Source organism: uncultured Gimesia sp. (assembly GCF_963976445.1).
Classification (GTDB): domain Bacteria; phylum Planctomycetota; class Planctomycetia; order Planctomycetales; family Planctomycetaceae; genus Gimesia.
This window is the reverse complement of the sequence record NZ_CAXBKP010000020.1, coordinates 27052-42709: the sequence shown is the minus strand read 5'-3', so window position 1 is coordinate 42709 and position 15658 is coordinate 27052. Positions and strand designations below refer to the sequence as shown.

The 15658-nt window shown below is 47.8% G+C and carries 12 protein-coding genes; 8 read left to right on the top strand and 4 right to left on the bottom strand.

The genetic code is table 11. The features are described 5' to 3' along the window. The first annotated feature begins 657 nt into the window (after nucleotides 1-657). From AAC022_RS19540 to waaF, 3 genes are all read left to right on the top strand, one after another. Entirely contained in the window at nucleotides 658-2046 is a 1389-nt protein-coding gene (locus tag AAC022_RS19540) for a nucleotide pyrophosphatase/phosphodiesterase family protein (protein WP_339733692.1), read from the top strand. 227 nt (nucleotides 2047-2273) lie between these two features. Beyond that, nucleotides 2274-3818: a bifunctional heptose 7-phosphate kinase/heptose 1-phosphate adenyltransferase gene (locus tag AAC022_RS19535; RefSeq protein ID WP_339733691.1), complete on the top strand. Its 1545-nt coding sequence runs from the start codon at nucleotides 2274-2276 to the stop codon at nucleotides 3816-3818. Then, nucleotides 3815-4879, top strand: coding sequence for a lipopolysaccharide heptosyltransferase II (gene waaF / locus AAC022_RS19530; RefSeq protein WP_339733690.1), 1065 nt, complete (start codon nucleotides 3815-3817; stop codon nucleotides 4877-4879). Before AAC022_RS19535 ends, waaF begins: the two co-directional genes overlap by 4 nt. Before the next feature lie 7 nt (nucleotides 4880-4886). Here the strand turns inward: waaF and AAC022_RS19525 are convergent, their stop codons facing one another. Together AAC022_RS19525 and AAC022_RS19520 are read right to left on the bottom strand one after the other, a co-directional pair. Further along, nucleotides 4887-6146 (bottom strand): glycosyltransferase family 87 protein, encoded by a 1260-nt coding sequence (locus AAC022_RS19525; protein WP_339733689.1) that lies wholly within the window; start codon nucleotides 6144-6146, stop codon nucleotides 4887-4889. A 107-nt stretch (nucleotides 6147-6253) separates the two neighbouring features. Beyond that, entirely contained in the window at nucleotides 6254-7006 is a 753-nt protein-coding gene (locus AAC022_RS19520; protein ID WP_339733688.1) for a hypothetical protein, read from the bottom strand. Between the two features lie 217 nt (nucleotides 7007-7223). On the opposite strand from AAC022_RS19520, the gene AAC022_RS19515 reads away from it, so the two are divergent. Both AAC022_RS19515 and AAC022_RS19510 read left to right on the top strand, forming a co-directional pair. After that, nucleotides 7224-7982, top strand: a complete 759-nt coding sequence (locus tag AAC022_RS19515) for a glycosyltransferase family 2 protein (RefSeq protein WP_339733687.1) — start codon at nucleotides 7224-7226, stop codon at nucleotides 7980-7982. Nucleotides 7983-7989: 7 nt separating this feature from the next. Continuing rightward, nucleotides 7990-8811 (top strand): glycosyltransferase family 2 protein, encoded by an 822-nt coding sequence (locus tag AAC022_RS19510; RefSeq protein WP_339733686.1) that lies wholly within the window; start codon nucleotides 7990-7992, stop codon nucleotides 8809-8811. A gap of 34 nt (nucleotides 8812-8845) precedes the next feature. On the opposite strand, the gene AAC022_RS19505 is transcribed toward AAC022_RS19510, so the two are convergent. Then, nucleotides 8846-10639, bottom strand: coding sequence for an arylsulfatase (locus AAC022_RS19505; protein WP_339733685.1), 1794 nt, complete (start codon nucleotides 10637-10639; stop codon nucleotides 8846-8848). A 340-nt stretch (nucleotides 10640-10979) separates the two neighbouring features. Between AAC022_RS19505 and ychF the strand changes: the two genes are divergently transcribed. From ychF to hisB, 3 genes are all read left to right on the top strand, one after another. Next, nucleotides 10980-12071, top strand: a complete 1092-nt coding sequence (gene ychF, locus AAC022_RS19500) for a redox-regulated ATPase YchF (protein ID WP_339733684.1) — start codon at nucleotides 10980-10982, stop codon at nucleotides 12069-12071. Nucleotides 12072-12251: 180 nt separating this feature from the next. After that, nucleotides 12252-13316, top strand: coding sequence for a histidinol-phosphate transaminase (gene hisC / locus AAC022_RS19495; protein ID WP_339733683.1), 1065 nt, complete (start codon nucleotides 12252-12254; stop codon nucleotides 13314-13316). Nucleotides 13317-13509: 193 nt separating this feature from the next. After that, nucleotides 13510-14097: an imidazoleglycerol-phosphate dehydratase HisB gene (gene hisB / locus AAC022_RS19490; RefSeq protein WP_339733682.1), complete on the top strand. Its 588-nt coding sequence runs from the start codon at nucleotides 13510-13512 to the stop codon at nucleotides 14095-14097. Between the two features lie 741 nt (nucleotides 14098-14838). Here the strand turns inward: hisB and AAC022_RS19485 are convergent. Next, nucleotides 14839-15516 carry a hypothetical protein gene (locus AAC022_RS19485; protein WP_339733681.1) on the bottom strand — a complete coding sequence of 226 codons (678 nt, stop codon included), beginning with the start codon at nucleotides 15514-15516 and terminating at the stop codon, nucleotides 14839-14841. Nucleotides 15517-15658: the final 142 nt, after the last annotated feature.

The following is a 15658-nucleotide window of genomic DNA, read 5'->3' as shown; positions in this document are numbered from 1 at the left end:
AATGACGACACAAAGGATTGACGGCCCACTACCATGGTTTCAGTCTCTCTAGCAAATTAGTACGAGAATCGTAGATCGGGATTCTAGACGTTTAGATTGGCCAAAAATATTATCCGAGTTATTGCAAATTATTACAAATGCAGAATCACATCTTTTTGATAATATGGATTGTCCCAATTATTTCATGAATGTTAAATAAGCTAAAATAGTGAATGTGAGTAGTCAATATGAATCTACTCAGATAAAGGGTTATCTCTTTAAAAACATTTGTTAAGTTATGATGCTTTTCAGAAACATTGGCACTGCTCGGATGAACTATTGTGATCCTAAGGTTTTAACAGTAAATAGGATGAGTCAAAAAATACAATGTTGTCCTGGCGATAAGTTACACAAGTTTCGTCTTTAAGAGATTCTACCTAATAGTATTCGAAGTATTTGTATACTGTCCTTTTGAGATTTCTCTTAGCTCTGGATGGACGTATCATTTTTCAAAATCTAACTGTCTAATTCGGTGATCCTTCATAAATAAGGACATGTTTTTCACATGCGAATCGTTTTAAAGCCCAACTTCCCTTTTTGTTTGCAGCAGGTTAAACTTATCCATCCAAATTAGATGTAAGTTATTTATTGTGAAATAGTTATGAGGTTGTGGGCTATATGGTCAAGCCGTTAGTTGTCATCAATATTGTGGGACTTACCCATGAGATGCTGGGAAATCAAACTCCGAATCTGATGCGTCTGGCAAATCAGGGGTTTTCCAAGCCCATGGGAACAATCTTGCCGGCTGTAACATGCTCTACACAATCGACTTTACTGACGGGGCTCATGCCTCGTGATCATGGGGTCGTTGCCAATGGTTGGTATTTCCGTGAGCTTTCTGAAGTGATGTTCTGGAAGCAGTCAAATAAACTGGTTCAAGGTGAGCGAATTTATGAGGCGGCAAAACGTAGAAAACCGGACTACACCACCGCGAAAATGTTCTGGTGGTACAACATGTACGCACCTGTTGACTGGTCTGTCACTCCACGGCCCAGTTATCCGGCCGATGGACGAAAAGTCTTTGATTCATACAGTCAGCCAGAAAGTCTGAAAGACGAACTGCAGTCAGAATTGGGGGTCTTTCCTCTATTACGATTCTGGGGCCCCGGTGCGGATATTTCCAGTTCCCGCTGGATCGTTGATGCTTCAATCAAAGTATTTCAGGATAAGAAACCAGACCTGAGTTTAGTTTATTTACCGCACCTCGACTATAACCTGCAGCGGCTGGGAGTGAGTGATCCTGCTATTAATCAGGACATTAGAGATATAGATCGCGAAGCCGGACGTTTGATTGATGTGGCTCAAAATAGCGGGGCAGAAGTAGTTGTACTCTCAGAGTATGCGATTACCGATGTTTCAAAGCCGATTCATATTAATCGTATTTTGCGGGAACACGGATGGTTGCAGGTCAGGAATGAAGTTTTAGGGTGGGAGACATTGGATTGTGGTGCCTCAGCTGCTTTTGCGGTTGCCGATCACCAATTGGCCCATGTGTATGTCGAGAATCCTACTCAAATATCTGACGTCAAATCTTTGCTTGAAAAAGTCGATGGGATCGAAATGGTTCTAGATCGGACTCAGCAAGCTGAATTTGGAATCGACCATCATCGGTCTGGGGAACTTGTTGTTGTAGCAGCCCCGGGAGCCTGGTTTACTTATTATTTCTGGCTGGATGATCGCGTAGCCCCCGATTATGCACGGACCGTGGACATTCATCGCAAACCGGGCTATGACCCGGTTGAACTCTTTGTTGATCCACAGATTCGGTTCCCTAAATTACGAATCGCACGCAGATTGGCCCAGAAAATATTAGGTTTTCGTTATTACATGGATCTGACCAGTCTGGACGCGGGCCTTGTTAAAGGCAGTCATGGTCGATTACCCACGCCAGGGAAAGAAGAGTCAGAAGCGCCTGTCTTCATCAGTTCTTCCAAAACGATCGAACGGGATGAGATTCCGATGACAGCCGTCAAAGAGCTGCTGTTGGAATTGCAGTTTGGCAAATAAGAGCCTGTGTTTCAGCGATTCAATTGTGTTTGAGATGAATCTTTCATCGAGATCCAAACATCGATACTCAATACTAAAATTTTTGCCCCCAATGACCCCATGTTTCCCAGGCTGGCAAAATCGGCATTGACTCAATCTCGTGTTCTGATGATGATTCCGCAGCCTGTGATGTCTACAGATCACATTAACTGAACTGGGTTTATAACAACATCTGAAACGCCTGATTTATGTCCTATCATTTAATCAACACTATTCAAAAATTAGGTCATCCCAAGATTCTGGTACTGGGTGATTTAATTCTGGATCGATATACCTGGGGAAACGCAGAACGGATCAGCCAGGAAGCGCCTGTAATCCTGTTGCGAGAAGATACTCAAGAAGTTCGGCTGGGAGGGGCAGCAAATGTTGCCAATATGCTGATCGGTCTTGAATCGGAAGTAACAATGGCAGGAGTGACCGGCACGGATTTGGATGGTGCTGTCATCAGAGATGCGCTCATCGAGAAAGGCATTGATTGCACGGCAATTGTTGCTGATGCCAGTCGCCCGACAACTGTCAAACAACGATTTATGGGGCGTGCCCAACAGAGACATCCACATCAGATTCTTCGTGTAGATCGCGAAGTGAATACGCCCCTTGATCAAGCGACAACGGATGCCTTACTCAATATCATTATGCCAATGATCCCAGAGCATCAGGCCATTTTGGTTAGTGATTATGCAAAAGGAGTCTGCACTCCCCAAATCTTAGCCACTGTGTTGGATGAAGCGAGACGGGTCGGAGTTCCTGTAATCGTTGATCCTTGTCCCGGTCGTGATTACCACATTTATTCCGGTGCGACAGCAATCACACCTAATCGACTGGAAACATCTCAGGCCGTTGGCTTTGAAGTGAGATCGGCAGACGATGCATTTCAAGCTGGTAAAAAATTATGTGATGATCTGAATCTGCAGTATGTGTTTGTCACACTTGACAGCGATGGAATCGCATTAACACAGGCGAATGGTACTACAGAACTTTTGCCGACACGCAAGCGGGAAGTGTACGACATTACTGGCGCAGGTGACATGGTACTGGCGACGATTGGTGTCGGGAGTGCTGCTGGAATTCCCCCTGCTGATCTGGCTCGTCTGGCAAATGTCGCCGGCGGTCTGGAAGTGGAGCAGATTGGTGTGGTCACACTCAGTCGTGAGGAAATGCTGGCTGACCTCCTGATGGGATCAAGGGTCACAAGTGAAAAAATTCTGCCACTGGAAGAATTGCAGCGGCATGTAAAAGCCCGTCAAAAGCTGGGGCAGAAGGTCGTGCTCACCAACGGATGCTTCGATGTCATGCATGTGGGGCATGTTTCCTATCTGGAGCAAGCAGCCGCTGAAGGTGATTGCCTGATCGTTGCCGTCAACAGTGATGCTAGTGTGCGAACTTTAAATAAAGGCTCCGATCGACCGATCTTTGGCCAGACTCATCGGGCTTCGATGTTGGCTGCTTTAGAAGGCATTGATTACGTTGTCATTTTCGATGAAACAACGCCTTGTGAGTTGCTGAAGCAACTCAAGCCGGATTTACTGGTCAAAGGGGGAACTTACAAGAAAGAGGAAATCGTTGGCTGGGAGATCATTGAGTCTTATGGCGGCGAAGTCAAAGCACTTGGAATAACTCCTGGTATTTCCACAACACAAGTTCTCGGAATCATTCGCAGCAGTCAGGAAACGGAATCTGCTGTGCCTTCGTCCAATTCTCCCATCGAGCCTCCGAAACGAAAAGCCGGATGAAAATTGCAGTCTTTTTGCCAAACTGGATAGGTGATGCTGTGATGGCAACACCGGCTCTGCGGGCGATTCGTCATCAGTTTCCTGATGCGGAAATTGTGACGATTCAGAGGCCTTATGTCGCTGATACCTTAGACGGTTTAGACCTGATAGATCGTACAATCTCCTTGCAGAGCGGTCAGAAACTGGGATCCCGTTTTCAACTTTTGCAGCAGCTCAGACGCGAGCGATTTGATTTGTCGATTCTGTTTCCGAATTCGTTTCGCAGTGCCTGGCTTTCATTTTTAGCAGGGATTCCGCGGCGGGTCGGGATTAATCGCGACGGGCGTCGCTGGTTGTTAACTGATGCACTTCCAGCGGGAGATAAAAAGAAGCCTCATCCTGCGATCGATGAATATCTGCGTATCGCTACCTTTTTGATTGAAGAAGATCAGGCTGGGGCAGAGGTCTCGCTGCCGTTATCCCGAACGATGGAACTAGCAGTTACCGATGCAGACCGGAGACGCTGGAAATCATTTCTGGATAAACAGTCGGCCGAATTCAAAAGCCGCCCTCTGGTCTGTTTGAATCCAGGTGGGGCATTCGGAGCCGCCAAACATTGGCCTACCACGCATTTTGGGGAACTGGCCCAGCGAGTTGCGAAAGAAATGAATCGGTCCGTGTTAGTCGTTTGTGGGCCAGCCGAAAAAGCAGAAGCCTTACAGATTGTCGAACAGGCCAACCATCCTCTGGTAACATCTCTGGCGGCTGAACCACTTCATTTAGGTTTGACCAAAGCAGCGATTCAACAAGCCGAGTTGCTCGTCACAACCGATTCAGGGCCCCGGCATTTCGCGGCTCCTTTTCAAGTCCCCGTTGTGACACTGTTTGGTCCCACTCATATTTTATGGAGCGAGACCTTTTATGATCGTGGTTTGCATTTACAGTTAAAAATGGATTGCGGACCTTGCCAGCAACGGGTGTGCCCTTTAGGTCACCATCGTTGTATGAAAGATCTCGGTCCGGACCAAGTCTTTCGAGCAGTTGTTTCTCTCTTGGAACAGCAGAATCATAAAGCGGCTTGAATCTAATTCAGGCGGCCCATGATGGATCTTGGTTCTGCAGCTTGCTACGTCCGATTACCTGAGCAGACTGACTCAGATCAGCGCGACTCTCGACATAGACTATCTGCCAGGCCATGAGCGGGATAATTCCCAGCGGCAGAATAGCAGGAGACCAGGATGCGATCGGCAAGAGCAGACGTTCGACGCCTCCCATACCCAAAGGGATCAGCATCAGCCAGGCGATGGTCGCTAACAATGGATAGCAGTGTTCCTTAAAGCTGACAATGAGTGCCCAGCTCGCAATGGGAGCGGCGAGTAGAAATGTCAGCCTTTCTGTTCCGGGGCCCGCTAGCAATTGCCAGCAAACCCAGGTTGTGAGCACGCCTGTGAAATAGGTTTCGGTAGAACGCGTGATTTTGGCGAGTCTGAGACACCATAGTAAAGCCAGTCCAGCCAATACCAGTTGCAGGAGTGTATAAACGCGGTCATCCACGTACGTCCCAAAGTGCTCGGCTATCGTGTAGGCATCGCGTAATCCGGCTTGTCTGAGCGTTCGGTAAGGTCCCGTCAGCAAAGCATACCAGTCCTGGTATTGTTGAAGGACGACAGGCAATGGTCGTGTTAAGAAGGGGGGGATTATCAAAATAGCGCCAGCAGCAGCAAATCGAAATGCAAGCTGTTTGGGAAAGCGAGCCATTAACAGTAATGCCAGGGCGGCAGGCCAAAGCTTAATATGAACGGCAGCTGCCAACAGGAATCCGGCTGACCACCAGCGTTCTTTTTTCAGAGAGACCATCGCGAAAACGGCTAACGCGAAGACGAGTGAGTTACTTTGAGCCGACCAGATCGCGCGCGTGCAGCCTGCCAGACTAAGCATCAGGAAGCAGGCTTCCTGAAACTTCGTCCAATCTCCCGGGAAAATTTCTTTGATTAATAATCGCAACGCAAAAACCAGCAACGCGATATTCAGTGCCGACCAGAGGATGCCACCCACGGGGGCCGGCAGAATCGCAAAGGGAGAAAAAGCCAAAGCAAATGTCGGGCTATATCGAAATCCCGTATCCTGGGTTTCATTATCATACAAACTGCGGTCGGCCCACCAGTTAATCGATGAATCGGCAAAGCAGGGATATACCGATTTTCTCTCTGGCTGCACAACAAATTTCACGCTCACAGCGATCCAGAGGACTGCCCATAGAATCAAAGCACGTTTGAGCCAGAGAGCGCCGGATGCTTCTTCGACCTGGGGTGATTTAGAAAACAGCGGGTTTTGTGCGAATGGGCTCATGTCAGACCTGACGAAAGAGTGTCTTACATGGAAAGACAAAAGAGGCTTGGAAAAGGAACCTTACAAAAAGTGTTTTTATTTCTTTTAGCCGATAGGAGCAAGATCAATCACTCAGAGACTCTCATTGTTCGGGTGGATCTTCGTAGCTGTGTTCTCAGTTTCTGAAAAAACAACGTACGCTGACTGCGAGAGATTGAATTAACCGCGGAGCGTATACAGATGATTTGCAGAGAGATCGGTAGGGGGACTTGTTCGTGAATCGGCTGAATTGCCAGTCGGTCGAGCATATAAACGATAGCAGTGAGTGGCGACCAGCAGGCACGGATTCCGACAGGGTCAATGAGCCAGAGTGTTGGTTTTGGTTGAACTTGATTGGCGGGTTTGACGACCACGTTTTCTAGTTTCAAATCACGATGCCGTAAGTGCGACAACGCAAGTTTTTGAACAATCGTTCCCAGCTCTCTGGCAATCAGGCATTGTTCGGCATGAGTGTAATCGGAGCCAGATTTTAGCAGGTCAAATGCGGTAGATCCTTCGATAAACGGCATTTCCAGTTGGAAAAACTCACCCGAACGATAAACGGGGGTCACTGGTTGTGGCGTATTGATGCCAGCGGTCAATAATTTCCAGGCACCCGTAAGCTGACGTTGAGGCTGTGACTGTTTGAAAAGCGATTTCCAGCGGAGTTTCCAGGAGATCGGCCAGCGTTTGAGAGTTGTCAGGCCACGTCCGGGAAGATCGATCAGCCATACGGAACGTAAGTCTTCTTCTTTAAGACAGCGAATTGTCGTATAAGTGGCACTGTCATCGAACAATTTGAAGCGGGTATATTCTTCGCAATGAAAATCAGACAATTTCACCGGGGCTTTTCATGATTTTGTCGATTACCCTTTTCGGAATGGCAGATTCCTGCCAAACTCTTGGCAATCTTTATGGAAAAAGAGCAGTTGATCATAATAGTATGCATCAAACAGGTACCCTCTTTTAACAGGATCGCGCACGGTTGACAATCTTGAATGTTGTTTGACTTTCCTGTTAAGTGCAGTGAATTCGTCTTGTAGTATAAAAGTCAACTTTATGTCGTTATCGATTATTGTCATCGTTAAAAACGAAGAATCATCCATCCGGGATTGCCTGACGTCGGTTGCCTGGGCGGATGAAATAATTGTGTTAGATTCCGGCAGCACCGATCAGACAGTTGAAATTTGTAAAGAATATACAGACAAAGTCTATGAAACGGACTGGCCGGGCTTCGGACCGCAGAAAAACAGGGCACTACAATACGCTACTAAAGAGTGGGTGCTTTCGATCGATGCAGACGAGCGAATTTCATACGATCTGCAAACGGAAATCAAACGCGTGATCCAGATGCCGAAGCGGTATGATGCCTATTCCATGCCACGACGCTCTAATTACTGTGGGCGCTACATGAAGCACAGCGGTTGGTGGCCGGACCGTGTGGTGCGTCTCTTCCGAAGAGGGAAGGCGAATTTCAGTGATGATCTGGTTCACGAACGCATCGTTGTGGAAGGCAAAGCCGGAAAATTGAAAGAGCCGATCATACATGAATCGTTACTGACCATCGAACAGGTTTTAAACACCATGAATTCGTACTCAACGGCTGGCGCGAAAATGATGGCTGAGGAACACCAGACAGCAGGTTTGAGCAAAGCGATCCTACATGGTTTATGGACGTTTCTCCGGACCTATTTCTTCCGTGCCGGCTTTCTCGATGGCAAGGAAGGATTTATGCTGGCGATTTCGAATGCAGAGGGAACGTATTATCGTTATCTGAAACTCATGGTAATCAATCGCGAGAACCAGAAAGAAGTCTGATCGTTTCATGGCTGGACTCGCTGTCATTATTACGACTTACAACTGGCCGGCTGCATTAGAAGCCGTGCTGGCAGGCTATCTCTCGCAACAGCGTCCTCCCGATGAATTGATTGTTGCCGACGATGGATCAACAGAGGAAACCCGAGCCGTCATTGACAAGTTTCGAGATCAGGCACCGTTTCCCGTGAAGCATGTCTGGCATGCAGACGAAGGATTTCGTGCAGGCGCCATTCGAAATCGGGCCATCCAGAATTCGGAAGCAGATTATATTATCTTCACCGATGGTGATTGTATTCCCGCCCCCTGGTTCTTGCAGCAGCATCAGCGACTGGCCGATCAAGGCTGGTTTCTGTCGGGCAATCGCGTTTTACTCTCACAGAATTTCTCGCAGGAAGTGCTTCAGGAAAAGATTCCCATTCATACCTGGACCCGGCGGCAGTGGTTTCAAGCCCGCCGACGCAAACAGATTAACCGACTGCTGCCGTTATTCAGGATTCCTCTGGGACGCTGGTATCGGCGACGTCTGGCGAAAGCATGGGAAGGGGCCAAAACCTGTAACCTGTCTGTCTGGAAAGAAGACCTTCTGGCCGTCAATGGTTTTGATGAAGATTATACCGGTTGGGGCATGGAAGATTCTGATCTAGTCCTGCGGTTGATCAGAAACGGCGTTTATCATCAGGATGCCCGGTTTGCTGCGCCCGTATTTCACTTATGGCATTCGGAAAATTCGCGTGACCAATTGGAAGAAAATCAACGCCGTCTACAGCAGTTGATAGAGACCGACCGCATTCAAGCCAGGGTCGGGATCAAACAGGCTTCATCAGAGTGAAGCCTGCGAAGAAGTGATCGATTCCTTCTCAAAACTATTCTTTGTGGAGAATCTCAACAAAGAACGCGCCGCGTGAAACGCCGTTACCTTCATCGAGCCAGGTCTGCAGTTTTTTCTGGCCTTTTGTCAGCTCAACCGTGAAGGTCGTCGACAGATCCCCTTCAGCCACTTTTTGTTCCTGCTTCTGATTGCCAATTTGAATACGGGCGAGCCCTTTTTTCAGCGGGTGGTGTGCTGATTCCGAGCGAGAGCGAAGTGTAATTTCATAGGTCCCTGGCTGGGTCACATCAACAATCCAGAAACCATTGGCGATCGGATTTTTGGCGATCAACTTGTGGTTCCACGGAACTTGTTCGATAGGAGCGTGCCAGTCGTGGCAGGTCAGTCGCGAAGGGTTTTCAGCCCGCGCGCCAAGACCGATCGCCACGTAGCGACTAAACGGGGGGGTGAGGCTGTCCCACCATTTTTCATATTCGGCAGTGAGGTATTTGACAACGCCCGGATATTCGGCGGCGACATTTTTAATTTGCCCCGGATCCGCCAGCATATCATAAAGTTCCTTCTCATTAACCAGCCTCCAGCGATCGGTCATAACAGCTGATTTCCGCCATTTTTCGGGTGTTTCGATTCGCTGTGAATGTACAATCAGGGTGCGTTTACGTAGTACTTCTTTTTTCCCTTTCAGGATCGGAACCAGACTGGTGCCGTCCAGTTTCAGCTCACTGGAAACAGTCAGGTTGCAGAGCTCTGCCAGTGTCGGAAGCAGATCAATGTGAGCCGTTAACTGATTGATGTCTCGTCCCCCGGTGAGCTTCCCTGCGGGCCAGTGAATATAACAGGGGACTCGATGGCCACCATCGTACTCTGAACCCTTCGTTCCCCGCATCCCGGCGTTATATCCCTGCCAGATATCGATTTTGACCGGCTTACCTTTGGAGATTCGTCGTTGCTGTTTTTTGGAGAGGTCTGTTTTCTTAGGACGTTGCACTCCGGCGGCGGTGCCATTATCAGTCATGAAGATCAGGATCGTATTCTCTTCGAGTCCCGATTCCTTTAGATGCTTCAGTAACCGTCCCATGTTTTCGTCGATATTGGTAATCATCCCATAAAAGGGAGCCATATTGCCGGTCACGTTTTGAGCGGCATAAGGATCGCTGTATTTTTTATCGACAAGATAAGGGCCGTGTGGGGCATTGGTTGAGATGTAAGCAAAGAAGGGTTTCGACTTGTCTGAGTCAATAAACTTCCACGCTTCATCGAACCAGATATCCGTGCAATATCCAGTGAACTTTTCCGGTTTCCCCAGGCGGAGATAAGTATCGTCGAAATAATCATTTTGCCAGTCGTCTGGAGTTTGACCTACGCCACCGCCACCATGTTGCACGACTGTCTCAAAGCCCTGGTCTTGGGGACGCAGTGGGTAATTATCGCCCAGATGCCATTTTCCAAATAGACCGGTCCGGTAGCCGTTGCTTTTAAAGACTTCTGCCAATGTGACTTCATTGGTATCCATCAACGAACGCCCCATGATGGTATGCCAGACGCCGGTTCGAGATGAGTATCGGCCTGTCATTAACGCAGACCGAGTGGGGGCACAGGTTGGATCCACATGAAAATTCGTTAACCGCACACTCTGTTGATAGAGCCGATCCAGGTTCGGTGTTTTGATCATTGCGTTGCCATGTGCGGCAATATCTCCATACCCCTGGTCGTCAGTGATCACCAGGATAATATTCGGTTTCGCAGTAGCCGAAGTGTCTGCATCACATTCTGGTAAGGTAACCAGAAAAATCAAGCTGAAAGTCATAAGGTGAAAAATGGATCGCATAGCCCGCTCGTCGTAGTGTATAGGTCTTTGGAGTGATTCAGATATAAATCGATTTTTGCATAAATATCCAAATTCCAGTTTAACTGGCCACCTCAGGGAAAGGTAGCAATATTTTAATTTGTCTTAGATTTATACCCCTGTTCCACGGCTTGGGTTGGTTGTACATGCCTGCTTTTCCACAGAATCTGAAAGAAAAGAGGGGAGAACAGGAGTTTCGATCAATTCCTTTTGATTCCTGACTACGCTATGATAAACCGGAATCAGGGTCGAGCCTCCCCGGAAACAAAAAATATGGCGAGGTTCTATTTACATCACCATTATTTAATTACTGAAAAGAGCTATGGAAGCTGGTATTGTTGGCCTGCCAAATGTAGGTAAATCGACGTTATTTAATGCCTTAACAGCGGCAGGAATTGCTAGTGAAAACTATCCCTTCTGTACGATTGAACCCAATGTGGGAATTGTCAACGTGCCAGATCCGCGGCTGGATATTATTCATGATTATATTCCAACCGACAAAGTCATCCCGGCCATTTTAAGGCTGGTGGATATTGCGGGTATTGTACGTGGCGCATCGGAAGGGGAAGGGCTGGGAAATAAGTTTCTCTCCCATATTCGGAACGTTGATGCCATCCTGCATGTGGTCCGTTGTTTTGAGGACGGCGATGTGATCCACGTTGAAGGCAAGGTCGATCCGATCAGTGATATCGAAACCATTGATATCGAACTGATGCTGGCCGATATGCAGTCCGTTGAGTCTGCGAAAGTCAAAGCGGCCAAAACAGCGCGGTCAGGAAATGCAGAAGCCAAGGCGCGGTTGGTCGTGCTGGATGCGTGTGCTGAAAAATTATCACAGGAAGAACCTCTCCGCGGACTCTCTTTTGAAAATCCAGACCAGCAGAAAATATTTAAAGGGTATCAGTTTCTTACAGCCAAGCCGGTCTTGTATCTGGCGAATGTGGATGAAGATGATGTTCTTGGCGAAGGGGAACTGGTGCAACGGGTCCGCGAGCGTGCTGCTGAAGAAGGCGGCGATGTGGTTGCCGTCTGTGGTCGACTGGAGTCCGAGATCGCGGAACTGGATGAAACCGATCGCAATGAAATGCTTGAGAGCGTCGGATTAGAAGAACCGGCACTGGCAGCTGTCGCCCGTGCAGCCTACCACACACTCGGACTGCAGAGTTACTTTACTGCCGGAAAAATCGAAATTCGTGCCTGGACAATTCCCATTGGTGCGACGGGTCCCCAGGCTGCCGGAGTCATTCATTCTGATTTTGAACGCGGATTTATTCGCGCAGAAATTTATTCGGTGGCTGACCTGGAAGAATTTAAGTCAGAAAAGGTAATTCGAGAAGCCGGGAAACTTCGAGTCGAAGGCAAAGAATATATTATGCAGGATGGCGATATCTGTCACTTCCTGTTTAATGTCTAAGCGCAAGGTGAATCTCCAGATCAATAATAGTGGGTTTTCTGTAGTTCGTAATTTTGTAAACGAGCTTCATTTTTTTGAGAACTCGTGTCTGGATTTCCTTGTCTTATTTCAGGTTCTTACCTTGGATTCCGATGAATAAGCAGACGGGCCAACCTTTTCGCTTTTATAGAGATCAACATTATGAGTCTGTTTCGTACTCAAATTCAACAGATGGAAGGCTATACTCCCGGCGAGCAGCCTCAGGAGTCTGGCTGGGTCAAACTCAATACCAATGAGAATGCCTACCCTCCATCACCCCATGTCAAAGAAGCAGTGCAGCGGGCTCTCGAAGGGCGTTTGAATATTTATCCCGATCCGCTTGCGACAGAATTTCGGAAAGTCGCATCCGAACTGTTTCAGGTCGACCCGGACTGGATTCTGCCCGGAAATGGCAGTGATGAGATTTTGACGATCCTGATGCGGGCGTTTGTGGACCCAAATGAAATGGTCTCTGCGCCTTATCCCAGTTATACATTGTATGAAACATTGGCAGAAATTCAGGGAGCCCGTTTTCAAAAAATCCAACTCCAACCCGATTGGAACTGGCCTGTCGCCGATGCACTGGAAGTCGCAGCTAAGAGTAAAATTCTGTTTGTCCCCAATCCAAACGCACCTTCCGGAAACCGCTGGCCCGATGAAGACCTTTTGTCATTGATTCCCACAGAGGGCATTCTGGTGCTGGATGAAGCGTACGGCGATTTTTGTGACAGACCTCACCGGTGTGAACTGTTGAAAGCAGGCTTCGGCGAAAAGATTGTGGTCACTCGAACGCTGAGTAAGTCATACAGTCTGGCAGGTATTCGATTCGGCTTTGCCGTCGCCCATCCCGAGCTAATCCGTGGCATGCGAAAGGTAAAAGACAGTTATAACTGTAACACCCTTTCCCTGGCGGCTGCGACTGCTGCGCTCAAAGATCAGGACTGGATGCAGGCAAACACGAATCGAATTCGAACGACGCGCGATCAGCTCATCGCACAACTCAAAGGTTTGGGTTTTGAGGCTGTCGACAGCCAGACTAATTTTGTCTGGTGTACACATCCCGACCGCGAGCACGAACGCCGTTATCAGGAATTGAAACGTCGTAAAATCCTGGTGCGTTATATGAAGTTTTCTCTGGAACAGGGAGCTTTGGACGGACTCAGAATCACTGTCGGGACCGACGAAGAGATCCAGCAGGTCGTCGATGCCTTACGCGAGATCGGCTGAATCATTGTTAAATCGGGAATACCTTGCCTTCCGCTCAGGTACGGTTAAGACGGTTATACAATTCAGGCCGGCAAACATCATAGGAATTCGAACCAAGTCCCTCGGCACTGCTGATGCATTTTTGAGAATCAATAACCGGGCTGTAAGATTAGAGAACTGAAATCTTGATCCTTTAACATATGAGTCCCCAGAGATGAGTCGCAAAGCATCCATTAAACGTGAGACCGCCGAAACCCAGATCGAATTAACGTTGGAACTGGATGGCAGTGGCAAATCGGATATTCAAACAGGCGTTGGTTTCTTCGATCATATGCTGACGTTGCTGGCGCGACATGCCTTGTTTGATTTGACCATCAAAGCAAACGGCGATCTGGATGTTGACTATCATCACACGGTAGAAGATGTTGGAATCTGCCTGGGGAAAACCCTCCATGAGGCGTTGGGAGACAAAAAAGGAATTACCCGCTACGGTTCGATGACCATTCCCATGGAAGAAACACTCGTGACGACTGCACTCGATTTGAGCGGTCGTTCCTGGTTCATTTTTAAGGTCGATTTCCCGACGGAAAAAGTAGGGCAGTTCGATACAGAACTGGTTCGCGAATTCTGGCAGGCGTTCGCTTCCAATGGCTTATTAAACCTGCATCAAGTACTGCATCATGGAGCGAACAGTCACCATATTGCAGAAGGTTTATTCAAAGGCACCGCGCGTGCACTCAGGCAAGCAGTCTCGATTGATCCCCGTCAACAGGGAGTCCCTTCTTCCAAAGGTGTTCTGTAATCAACTGCACGCTGATTTGCTGTTGATAAATATCAAAAACGGAATCACTGCTACACGCGACTTTCAGAACACATTCATAAACGCAAGTGTCAACGTTCGGTAATCTGTCCTGATCGAAAAAAACGAATTTTATTTTCGTGCGCTTTTTCCTCTCATCTATGTTGACTCTTTGGGAAGAAAAGTTAACCTGAGAATTAGGTTTGGTTTGTCACAGAGATCGAATCAGTTTTTAATTGAAAACACATTTCGATCGCAAAAAACATTCCACCTGAGTAAACTTATTTCACTACCTTTCCGACTCGGACTGTTTCCAGTCAAAACCTAAATCGGCATCTTTTAGTCTGACGAAATTGATCTTGCGAGAACAACTTTAAGGCAGACACAGATGCTTCAGCCTCGAACCGCACTTTGATTGAATGACTTGTTAGTATTTGACTATTTTGTCATATATTTGCGATCAGTTTCTATCTGTTTTTGCGGTTAAGTTGCTAAGTCATGGGTGATGACTGATTACATTTCGGACTGGTTATATAAAGTCAGATAAGGGAACTCCCGGAAAAAAACTGCTTGTGTCAATACGGATGACAACTTGGGTTGTTTTGACTGCCGAATATAATGGCCGATAAGTGTCAGCGGCAGCCTAGGACTTGATGGCTCTATACGGATTTTGAGAAAGTTGGTTGGTAGTCAAATCTATTGTGATTGAAGCTCACAATTAATATTTCGGGGGTTTCCTTTTTTTTACGCTGCTGCCTGCTCTTGGGCAGCGATCTCATACAGCAGTGCGTTTTTTTCTTTTCCCACCAAAGTAATCGCACCCGTGTTGCGCAGGCAGTATGCGATCTTCTGTGCCAGCCAGCGTTGAACTCCGGCTGCTTTGGCCAGATCCTGTGTATGAAAGGGAGAAGGAAGTTTTCCCGGAATCAGGTTCAAGAGGTCCGCCGCGGTGTTGAGTTCAATCTGTTCTTCAACCGAACGCAGTACCCGATCCTGAACGCGGTAATCTTTTCCCTTCCAGCGACGTGGCTTACGGACGACCCGATGCTCTTCCTGAATTGTCAGTGCTACTTCCAGCGTCAGGCGTGGATGCGGAAACACATTCGTGAAGTGAACCAGATCGTCAAACAGATCAAACACCGATCCGCGGCGAGGGCTGAATCGAGCCGATATTGGTTCGCCGGTTTTTTTCTTCCGCTTGACCAGGTACTTGCGAATGGCAATCGGCTTGACGACATGCACGTCATGGTTTTTGAGAAGACATCTAACCTTGTCCCGAATCGCCCCCAACGAGCCGTGCTGAATTTCAATCAGGCGATCGCCGTCGACGGCATCAATGCGGTAGGAACCCAGCGTGATTTCCTCACAATCTGGATTCGGTGCATAATACGATTTCAATTGACGATGCAGAGAGGTTTCCATACCAGGTGCAAGTTCTGGATAATGTGGGGGTGTCTGTGTTGGAAGTGCGAATTGAGTTGTATGTTAAGACAGACCGAAAAATGTGTCTATATGAATCTAAAACGCAAACAGGCTGCTCACCAGATCCGGTAAGCAGCCTGAA